The sequence below is a fragment of the Actinophytocola sp. genome (genome assembly GCF_035942955.1).
In the GTDB taxonomy this organism is placed as follows: Bacteria; Actinomycetota; Actinomycetes; order Mycobacteriales; family Pseudonocardiaceae; genus DASYTH01.
Window position 1 is genome coordinate 1 of record NZ_DASZCQ010000275.1, and the last position, 10,329, is coordinate 10,329.

A 10,329-nucleotide genomic window follows, 5' to 3' on the forward strand; every position below is an offset into this window, starting at 1 on the left:
GCTCGAGGGTGGTCAGCGAGTACGGCGCGAGCGTCTGGCTGGTGGCCGAGCCGGTCTGCCCGGTGGCGATCGCCGTGGCGCCGTTGGTGAACGAGTGCACCGTCGGCGCCCCCGCGGCCGGGACGAAGCCGGTGTAGTCGACGGCGACGGTGCGCGCGTTGTCCGGGTCCTTGTTGATCAGCAGCAGCGCGAGGCCGCCGCCCGGCCGGCGCACCGCGTGCGCGCTGACCAGCGGGTCGCTCGTGGCGGCCCGGACGAACTGGTCGCCGGGCCGGGCGAACAGGCTCATCATCCGGATGCCGTGGTACGGCGCGAACGGCGTGTTGAGCGCCGGTTGGCAGACGCCGTCGGCGTTGCAGCTCGCGCTGGACAGCACCCCGAAGTCGTCGTAGTCGGTCTGACCGGCCACAGTGGACACCGTGCCGATGCCGTTGTGCGTGTTCCACCAGTCCACGGTGAACACGCCGTTCTCCAGCAGGCTGCTGTACGCCTCGGCGGCGAACAGCGCCCCGGGCTGGGTGTTCTTGCCGACGGAGATGTTCATCTCGGTCAGCGCGATGCCCAGCCGGTCGGCGTTCTGCCCGCCGTACGCGGCGATGTCCCTGCGCACCAGGTAGAGCATGTCGCCGATCTGGTCCGATTTGGACAGTGCATCGGCCGACGACCCGCCCGGGTACCAGTGCAGGATCACGAAGTCGATGTGCGGCCCGGCGATCGACAGCACGGTCCGGTTCCAGGTGGCCGAGTCGCCGCCGGCCACGATGCCGTCCGGCCAGTTGGCCGGGGTGGTCAGCACGGCCCCGATCTTGATCGTCGGGTCGACCGCCTTCATCGCGGTCGCGAACTCCACCACGTTGGTGGCGTACCCGGCCGGGCTCTTGTCGGGATGGTCGTCGGCCTCCCACTGCGCGCCGTAGTGGCCGTTGCCGTACAGCTCGTTGCCGATCTCCCAGTACCGGACGCCGTAGCCCTTGACGATGTTGGCCTCGCGCACCCAGCCGGCCGCCTCCTGCGGCGTGCCCGTGCCGTAGTTGGCGATCACCATGGCCTGCCCGCCGGCCCGCCGCACCCCGCCCATGAACGTGTCGAAGTCGGTGTTGGGCGCGACGAACCCGCCAGGGGCGGTGTGCGTCTCCCAGTGGTAGATGTCGCCGTACGAGCCGCCCGGGTAGCGCATCAGCCGCACCCCGGCCGCGCCGAGCAGGTCGGCGACCTCGGCACTGCCCAGGTGCGTGTCCCAGACCGCGTGGTTGATCCCCAGCCCGGTCTCCGGCATCGTGGCCAACCCGGCCCGGGTGTTGACGCTGACCCGCACCGGCTCCACGTCGCTGCTCGCGCTTGGCGCCGCGAGCAACCCCGCCACCAGCACACTGGCGGTGGCAACAGAGATCCGACCAAGCCGACGCAGGGATGCCATGGGACTCCAATCCTTCTGGGAGCGCTCCCAGAAGAGCTAAACACCACGGCGACCCTCAGTCAACGGTTGATCACCAGCCGCCCCGGCGATCGGTCCCGGCTGCCCCGGCGCTCCCAGCACACTCCCTTGGCGTGGAGACCCACCTGGAGAAACTGTCTACAGATCAGTTGCGTACCTTGGTCACCCTGAAGAATCTTATTGCCCCTGACCGGGCGTGCCGCTCGCGGTGATCTTGGGAGCGCTCCCAGAAGCAAAGTGGCTTCACTACAGGGAGGATAACCTGGCCCGGCAGGCGGCCGCCGATCCGAGCCAGAACGTGAGCTACTCCCGGTTAGCCGAGCCTGGCGAGCTCGTCGGCCGACAGCGTCAGGTCGGCGGCGCGGACCGAGTCGCGGATGGTCTCCGGCCGGGAGGAGCCGGGGATCGGGATGACCACCGGCGCCTTGGCGAGCATCCAGGCGAGGCAGACCTGCTGCGGGCTCACCCCGCGGGCCGCGGCGATCTCGGCGAACGGGGCGAACCGGGCGCCGAGGTCGCCGGCCCTTGCGATGCCGCCGAACGGACTCCACGGCAGGAACGCGATGCCCAGCTCGGCGCACAGCGCGATTTCCGGCTCGCTGGACCGGAATGCCGGCGAGAACTGGTTCTGCACGCTGGCCAGGCGGCCGCCGAGAATGTCGTTGGCGAGCCGGATTCGCTCGGGGTTGGCGTTGGAGATGCCGGCGTACCGGATCTTGCCGGCGTCGAGCAGGTCGCGGATCGCACCGACCGAGTCGGCGTAGTCGACGTTCGGATCCGGTCGGTGGAACTGGTAGAGCCCGATGGCGTCCACGCCGAGGCGCTTGAGCGAGGCGTCGCAGGCGCGCTTGAGGTACTCGGGCGAGCCGTTGAGCGTCCACGAGCCGTCGCCCGGTCGCAGGTGGCCGCCCTTCGTCGCGACCAGCACGTCGGAGGTGTCGCGGCCGTAGCCGGCCAGCGCCCTGGCGATCAGCGACTCGTTGTGCCCCACCTCGTTGGCGTGCAGGTGGTAGGCGTCCGCGGTGTCGATCAGGGTGACGCCGGCGTCGAGCGCGGCGTGGATGGTCGCGATCGACCGCTGCTCGTCGGGCCGGCCCTCGATCGACATCGGCATGGCGCCGAGCCCGATCGCGCCGACCTCCCGGTCGCCGAGACGGCGGGTCTGCATGGAGTGTCCTTCCGTGTCGGGTTCCCTGCCACTCCCAGCATTCCACGGCGAGCGCCGACCCCGCGTCAGCGGTGCTGGCGCGGGGTCGGGGTTCGAGGATGGCTACCGGGGTTCAGCCGCCGGTGTACGGCAGGTCGAGGCTGGCACAGGCCGCTTCCGCGACGAGGGCGTCGATCGCATCGCTGAGCGAGGTGTTGGGGAGGAGGAGGGGGATGTCGGGGGTGGTGGGGACGGCGACGACCGCGCCTCGTCGGGTGGCCGGGTCGTGCAGCGCGTAGGTGACGTACCCGGGCGTGTAGCCGTTGTGCCCCCAGAATTCCCTTGACTGGCCGCCGCATTCCACTTCGGAACGATCAAGACCGAGGCCGTAGCCGTGTGGATCGCGGAAGGTGACCGCGTCGGCGGTGGCCATCTGCTGCAACAGCACCCGGTCCCGGACGACGTCGCCGGCCTGCAGCGCGGAGAAGAACGTCTGCAGGTCCCCGACGGTGGAGATCATCGCACCGGCCGCCCAGCTCAGCGTCGGGCTGTACTCGGTGACGTCCACGTGGTCGTAGGGGCCGCCGAGGGCCAGCGAGACCTCGGGCGACAGGTAGCCGCGGGCGTGATCTCCCTCGATGGTCGTGTCCAGCTCCGGGAACAGCGTGTCGTTCAGCCCGAGCGGTTGGATGATCCGCTGCCGGACCAGGTCCTCGATGGTCCGGCCGGTCTTCGCCTCGAGAATCATGCCCAGCACGATGTAGTTGGTGTTGGAGTAGTTCCAGTCCCGTCCCGGGAGGTAGCAGGGGTCAAGGAGGCTGCAGCGCAGCCGGTTGGCCAGGTCGACCAGCTGTCCCGGTTCGGCCTGATATCCGGGCTCGAACGGCACGGTGAAGACGAACCGCGGGTGGTACATGTATTCGGCCAGGCTGCTGGTGTGGTTGAGCAGCTGGCGGACGGTGATCCGGGGAAATGTGGGCAGCAGACCCGGCAGCAGCGACTGGACGGTGTCGTCGAGGTCGAGTCCGATCCGGCCCTCGTCGATGAGTTGGAGCGCGACGGCCGCGACGAACGTCTTGGTGATGCTGGCGATCCGCACCCGCGCGTTCGGCAGCATGGGCTGGTGCGCCGCCACGTCGCGCTCGCCGGCGATCCGGATGTCCCTCGTGCCGTTGTCGACCAGCACGATCGCGCCGCTGGCGCCGTTGGCGAGCACGGCGCTCAGCCGCGACTGCACGTCCGCACCGGCCGGCGGAGCAAACGACGTCGTCGCGACCATCCCCAGCACCGCCGCGGCAACTGTGGCGCCGGTACGTCTACGTTGGTACACGATTGGCTCCTCTCGTCAGGCTCGGGTCTCAGCGTCGGCGGTCCGGCAGGCGTCCGGACAATTCCCGGACACCGGTGCACGAGGCCCCGCCGGCCAGTAAGCTCCGCGGTGTGTCCGGACACCGGACAGCGCCCGAACCGGAGGCGGGGGTGAGCGGGGCGGTACGGGATGCGTTGGATCGCTTCGTCGACGAGTTGCGCCGGCTGCGCGAGCTGGCCGGGTCACCATCGCTGAACCAGCTTGCGGCATTGACCGCCGGGCAGCCGCGTCCGTTGCCGCGCTCGACGATCAGCGACAAGCTCAACGCCAAGTCGTTGCCGGAGTGGGACTTCGTGGAGTCGTTCGTGGCGGCGTGCGCGGCGTACGCGGCGCGGACCGGGCGGCAGCTGCCGGCGGAGGCGACCGATCGCGATCGGTGGGACACCGCGCACTGGGAGCTGCTGCGGGCGGCCGACGGAGGGCGGGCGGACCGCAGGATCGCCGCCGCGGCGCGGGTCGAGGCGGGTCGCCGAGCCGGGGCGGCACGCCGGGTCGATGTGGGCGACGGGCCGGAGAACCGGCCCGATCCGCCGCGCCAACTTCCCGCGGCGGTGCGCCATTTCGCCGGCCGGAGCGCCGAACTGGCGGCGCTGGACGGATTACTGCGGCACGCCGGCGTCGTGGTGGTCACCGGCACCGCGGGGGTCGGCAAGACCGCGCTCGCCGTGCACTGGGCCCACCGGGTGGCCGACCGGTTCCCGGACGGGCAGCTCTACGTGAACCTGCGCGGGTTCGGTCCCGAGGAGTCGGTGCTGGATCCGGCCGAGGCGCTCGCCGGGTTCCTTGCCGCGCTTGGTGTTGCGCCCGACCGGATCCCGGCCGGGCTTGCCGACCGGGCCGCGCGGTACCGCAGCCTGCTCGCCGGACGCCGAATGCTCGTCCTGCTCGACAACGCCCGCGATGCCGGGCAGGTGCGTCCGCTGCTGCCCGGCACCCCCGGCTGTCTGGTCGTGGTGACCAGCCGCGACCGGCTCTCCGGCCTGGTCGCCGCCGAGGGCGCCGACCCGCTGCACCTCGACCTGCTGCCCACCGCGGAGGCGTGGGAGTTGCTGGCGGGAAGGCTGGGCGAGGCGCGGCTGGCCGGCGAGCCGCGGGCCGCCCGCCGGCTGATCGTCCACTGTGCACGGTTGCCGCTGGCGCTGGCGATCGTGTCGGCCAGGGCGGCCGCCCGCCCGGGCGCACCTCTGTCCACTGTGGCCGATGAGTTGGGTGCGGCCGACGAGCGGCTGGACCGGTTCGCCGCCGACGATCCGGCTGTCGACGTCCGCGCGGTGTTCTCCTGGTCGTACCACGCGTTGGAGCCCGACGCCGCGCGGATGTTCCGGTTGATCGGTTTGCATCCCGGTCCGGACATCGGGATACCGGCCGCCGCGAGCCTGGCCGGCGTCCCGGTCCGGCGGGCCCGGTCGATGATGGCGGGCCTGACCCGGGTCCATCTGCTGGCCGAGCCCGTGCCCGGCCGGTACGCCTGCCACGATCTGCTGCGGACCTACGCCGCCGAGCTCGTGGGCCGGCACGACACGGAGGCCGAGCGGCGGGTTGCGCTGCGCCGCATGCGCGACCACTACCTGCACACCGCGTACGCGGCGGCCCGGTTGCTGAACCCGCACCGGGATCCGCTGCACCTGGCCGCACCGGCCGTCGGCGTGACGCCCGAACGGATCACCGGCGAGGAGCGGGCCATGGCCTGGTTCGCCGCCGAGCGCCCGGTGCTGGCCGCGGTGATTCGCTGGGCGGCCGGCAGCGGTGTTCCGGACGCCTGGCGGCTGGCCTGGGCGCTGGAGACCTTCCTGCAGCGGCAAGGGCACTGGCCCGAGTGGGCGGCCGTGCAGCGCACCGTCCTCGCGGCTGCGCACCGCCGGGGTGACCGGGTCGCGGCGGCGCATGCGCACCGCGGTCTGGCCCGCGCGCTGACCCGGCTCGGCGACGTCGAGGACGCCGACCGCGAGCACCGGCGGGCCCTCGATCTGTTCGGCCAACTCGGCGACCGCACCAACGAGGCCCACGTGCACCTGGATCTGAGCATGGTGTGCGACCTGCGCGGCCGGTACCGGGAGGCGTTGGACCACGCCGAGCGGGCGCTGCACGGCTTCCGCGCCGCCGATCACCGGTACGGGCAGGCCAACGCGCTGAACTCGGCCAGCTGGTACCTTGCCCGGCTCGGCCACCACGACCGGGCGCTGCAGCGCTGCCGGCAGGCGCTGGATCTCCTGCGGGAGATCGACGACCGGCACACCGAGGCCGCCGCCTGGGACAGCCTCGGCTACATCCACGGCCAGCTCGGCGAGCACCGGGAGGCGGTCACCTGCCACCGGCGCGCGGTCGAGCTGGTCCGGCAACTCGGCGACCGCTATGAGGAAGCGGACTTTCTCACCCGGCTCGGCGATGCGCAGCACGCCGTCGGCGACCACGCGGCGGCCCGCCACGCCTGGGCGCGGGCCCTTGACATCCTGACCGAGCTCGGCCACGCCGAAGCCGACACCGTCCGCGCGAAACTGCTCAGCCGGCCGGCGCCCGCCGCCGCGACGCCGTGACGTGGGACGGCCGCCACCGGGTCAGCGAGGCACGAAGAACTCGCGGATGAAGGCGTTGTCGCGCGCCGAATCCTTGAAACGAACGTACGCGGCGATGATCACGATGTCCTTGCCGGTGTTTCCGGCGAGCTTCGCCTCGAACGGCCTGAGGTCGTAGCTCGCGTGGAACGCCGGGTCCCCTGCGGCGTCAAGGTATGTGGTGACCTCGGCCTCGCCCCAGTCGGACGGTTCCCGCACGGCCCGGACGCGCAGGATACGGGTGTCCCCCTTTTCCATCAGCGAGAACTCTTTGATCCACTCGGTGTCGGGGTGGGTGTTGACCCAATCACCGTCCAGGAACGGCACGCCGCGCTGGACCACCCGGCCGGCCCGCTCGCCCGGCGAACGGTGGAAGAACTCCCGGGAGAACTGGCTGAGCCGCCCGCTGCCGTCGCTGAACGAGGTATAGGTCTGGATGACCAGGATGCCCTGCTTGACGTTGGCCGCAATCTCGATGCGGGTGGCGCCGAGCTCGTAGGCGGCGTGGAATCCGGCGACGGCTCTGGTGCCGGTGTGCGCGTACAGCCGCGCCCGCACCTCCCCCCAATCGATGGATTCGCCCATTGCCGACCCGTACAGCCGAACCAGCACGGCACCGTCCCGCTCGGACACCACGACCCTCGTGATATGGTCGGTGTCCCGTTTCGCGTTGAGCCAGGTTCCGACCAACGGCGCCACGTCGACGTCGGCATGCACCATCGCTTTGGTGTCGGCTAGCATTGTCAGTTCGGCACCGCCGATGTTTCGTTCCATCGATACCCCACACAGATTGTCCACCGCGTCATGACGCAGAGCATGTCACCGTCCGGCCGCGCCTGGAACAGGATGGAATCTCGTCCGTCGCGTATTGGCCGGCATCGCTTCCCCGAGAAGTCCAGGCAACTCAATGGCGCAGTCAAGGATTGCGCATCTGGACCGCACCGACCTGGTATAGGCGTCCTTGCTTTGACGGTAGGGGGCGGATCCTCGACCCTGCCATGGCACGTTACTCCTAGGCACGAATCTCACCCCTAAGTGTCGTTGCATTCTGGACATTAGTGGGACAATGCGGACATTCCGACCCCGCCCCTAATTCACCCGTCCATTGCCAGCTTCGAGGAGATCCGACATGAGCCCGCGACCACCGTTCCCACCGTTCGACGAGCAGACCGCGGCACAGAAGGTGCAAGCCGCCGAGGATGCGTGGAACACGCGCGACCCGGAACGGGTGGCGCTGGCCTACACCGAGGATTCGGTGTGGCGCAACCGCAGCGAGTTCATCACCGGCCGCGCCGAGATCGTGGCGTTTCTCCGGCGGAAGTGGGAACGCGAGCTGGACTACGCCCTGCGCAAGGAGCTGTGGGCCTTCCGCGGCAACCGCATCGCGGTGCGCTTCCAGTACGAGTGCCACGACCGAGACGGCCAGTACTGGCGCAGCTACGGCAACGAGCTGTGGGAGTTCACCGACGACGGCCTGATGCGCCGGCGCGAGGCGAGCATCAACGACGTCCGCATCGACTCAGGCGACCGCCGCATCCTCGGTCCCCGCCCGCAAAGCGAGCACGGCATATTGCTACCCATCCAATGAGCCCGGTGACGCGCTGTCGGCCCGCGACCGTCCATAGCGGACGAACCGGCCCTCCCCATCAGCCTCGCCGGTACCGGTTGCCGATCGGCTGGGGACGGGTGCGGTGGCGGCGGAACAGCAGGAAGGCGAAACCGGCGGCCAGCAGGCCGGCGCCGAACAGGGTCGGCGTGAGGATCGACGCACCGGTCTCGGCCAGGTCGCCGTCGGCGTTCACGTCCTCCGCGGCGACGTCGTCGTCGTTGTCGGCCACCTGCTGCACCTCGGCGGCGGTCCAGCTGGCGCCGGCCGTCGCGGTCAGCTCGGCGGCCCGCGACCGGGCGACGATCACCGACTGGGTCCTGCGGTTCGGCGCGTAGCTCTCGCCGACGAACAGCCGGCCGCCGGCCACCTCCGCCGTGGCGGTCAGCTCGAAGCTCGCCGAGCCGTCCGGGGCGTCGGCCGGCACGTCGATGAACAACCGGGTGCCGTCCTTGATCGCCGCGACGGCCAGCTCGGCGCCGTTCTCGTCGGTGATCCGCACCCCGTCGGGCAGGTCGGCGTCGAGCCGGCTGATCGCACCGCTGGTGCGCACGGTGAACGGCCCGATCCGCTGCCCCGGCTTGCCGGTCAGATCGGCCGGGCTGATCTTCAGCGACGCGCTCGGCTGGTCGGCGATGCCGGCGTTGGCGTCGCCGGTGAGGAAGTCGTAGAGCGCGACGACGTCCCGTGCCGAGCCCCGCGCGTCCGGCACGGGATCCGCGCGGTCGAGGTCGGTGTCGTCGCTGAAGTGCCAGACCGCGGCCTGGGTGCCGGCGATGGCCTCGGCGGTGCTGAGCCCGTCGCGCAGCCGCACCCCGGCGCCGACGAGCTGAGCCTCCAGCTCGTCGGTGTCCTTGACCGGGAACCCGTTGTGCAGGATCCAGTTGATCTTCGCCCGGTTGGCGTTGAACGGCGACGCCGGGTCCGGGAAGGCCTCCCAGTCCTTCTCGACGAGCGGGTGCTCGGGGTCGATCTCGTTCTGGATCTGCACGCAGTAGACGCCGAGCTCGGTCCCGTCGGCCAGCCGGAACTTGATCAAACTGGTGGGCATCTCGGCGAGGAACCCGGAACCCACGTTGACGGTCAGGCCCTCGGGGCCGCCCTCCTGGACCGTTCCCCGCACCGGATCGGCCGACGCCGGGCCGGCCCCGACCACCAACAGCAACGCTACGACCCCGACCCCCACACGCATGAACTCGAACCGGCTGGCCATGTCTCTCCTCGTCGTCCCACCACCACGAAATTCCGGTGGCGAACTCGAATACGGAATCCAGCCGTCGAGCGTTCAAACTTGCTGGTCACCGTGACTCAGGCGGCGGCAACCCAGAAGGTGTAGTCGGCGGTGTACGGAACCGACGCGGTGACGCCGTCGGTGCACGACCCGGCCGGCGCGACCCCGCCCGTGGTACGCAACCGCTGAATGTAGGTGACCCCGGACAGCAGGCCCGGCCCGCGATTGCCGGTCGACCTCAGCAGCAACTGCGGAATGGCACCCTCGACCGGCGAGTTGGCCACCGCCGCCGCGGTCACCGAGCTGCCGTCCCTGACCGACGTCCACACCGGGCCCCGCGTGTGCAGCACCAGCGCCCGGCCCCGATGCTCAAGAATGGCGTCCGGCTGCAGGAACGTCCACACACCCCCGGCACACTGGTAGGTCTGCACGCCCCGAGCCGCCATCACGGCGATCCGTCTGTTGCCCTCCGGCACCCTGATCTGCTCCGGCACCCCCCGATGATCACCCTCGCCATCCGGCACTCCCCCAGCCGGAACCGCCGCCGTCCCCACCCCGATCGTCGCCAACCCCACAACAGCCAACGCGGTGATCATGCGACGCACTCGACTCATCTCCACGCACACTCCGTACACTCCGGTTGCTCCCGGCCAAATGCCGGCCCCCTCCACACGGCTCACCCCCGCCCGCGGTTCACCCGAGGCGGCCGATCCGTCCAATCGGCCTAACCGAAGCGTGCCGGCGGCATGCTCCCGACGCATAGCCGGCGTCGACTCACGCCAAGAGGTCCACAGCCGTACACCGGGCCACCTTCCCCCTCGACTGACCAGAGCCGGACGGTTCCCTAAGAGCGTGTCTCGCGTGGGTTCGGTGGTCTTGCTGTCACGTTCTTTGAGTGGTGGTTGATCGGTTGTCGGTGCGGTGGGTGCCGGATGAGTGGTGGGCGTGGGCCCAGCCGCTGATTCCTCGGTGTGACTGCGCGGCCGCCA

At 70.6% G+C, this 10,329-nt stretch carries 8 protein-coding genes; 2 read left to right on the forward strand and 6 right to left on the reverse strand.

The genetic code is table 11. The annotated features are described in order from the left end of the window. From VGX25_RS27835 to VGX25_RS27845, 3 genes are all read right to left on the reverse strand, one after another. Positions 1–1,417: alpha-L-arabinofuranosidase (locus tag VGX25_RS27835; protein ID WP_326920880.1), on the reverse strand; the 1,417-nt coding region annotated here is incomplete at its 3' end. A 331-nt stretch (positions 1,418–1,748) separates the two neighbouring features. Continuing rightward, positions 1,749–2,603 carry an aldo/keto reductase gene (locus VGX25_RS27840; protein WP_326920881.1) on the reverse strand — a complete coding sequence of 285 codons (855 nt, stop codon included), beginning with the start codon at positions 2,601–2,603 and terminating at the stop codon, positions 1,749–1,751. A 112-nt stretch (positions 2,604–2,715) separates the two neighbouring features. Further along, entirely contained in the window at positions 2,716–3,912 is a 1,197-nt protein-coding gene (locus VGX25_RS27845) for a serine hydrolase domain-containing protein (protein WP_326920882.1), read from the reverse strand. A gap of 149 nt (positions 3,913–4,061) precedes the next feature. Here VGX25_RS27845 and VGX25_RS27850 point away from each other — a divergent pair, with 149 nt between their 5' ends. Next, positions 4,062–6,485, forward strand: coding sequence for an ATP-binding protein (locus VGX25_RS27850; RefSeq protein ID WP_326920883.1), 2,424 nt, complete (start codon positions 4,062–4,064; stop codon positions 6,483–6,485). Positions 6,486–6,506: 21 nt separating this feature from the next. Here the strand turns inward: VGX25_RS27850 and VGX25_RS27855 are convergent, their stop codons facing one another. Then, positions 6,507–7,223, reverse strand: a complete 717-nt coding sequence (locus VGX25_RS27855) for a hypothetical protein (RefSeq protein ID WP_326920884.1) — start codon at positions 7,221–7,223, stop codon at positions 6,507–6,509. Positions 7,224–7,632: 409 nt separating this feature from the next. Between VGX25_RS27855 and VGX25_RS27860 the strand changes: the two genes are divergently transcribed. Next, a complete protein-coding gene (locus tag VGX25_RS27860; protein WP_326920885.1) occupies positions 7,633–8,091 on the forward strand; it encodes a nuclear transport factor 2 family protein in 459 nt (152 codons plus the stop codon). A 58-nt stretch (positions 8,092–8,149) separates the two neighbouring features. On the opposite strand, the gene VGX25_RS27865 is transcribed toward VGX25_RS27860, so the two are convergent. Both VGX25_RS27865 and VGX25_RS27870 read right to left on the reverse strand, forming a co-directional pair. Beyond that, entirely contained in the window at positions 8,150–9,322 is a 1,173-nt protein-coding gene (locus VGX25_RS27865; protein ID WP_326920886.1) for a thioester domain-containing protein, read from the reverse strand. A 95-nt stretch (positions 9,323–9,417) separates the two neighbouring features. Further along, entirely contained in the window at positions 9,418–9,834 is a 417-nt protein-coding gene (locus VGX25_RS27870; RefSeq protein ID WP_326920887.1) for a DUF3455 domain-containing protein, read from the reverse strand. Positions 9,835–10,329: the final 495 nt, after the last annotated feature.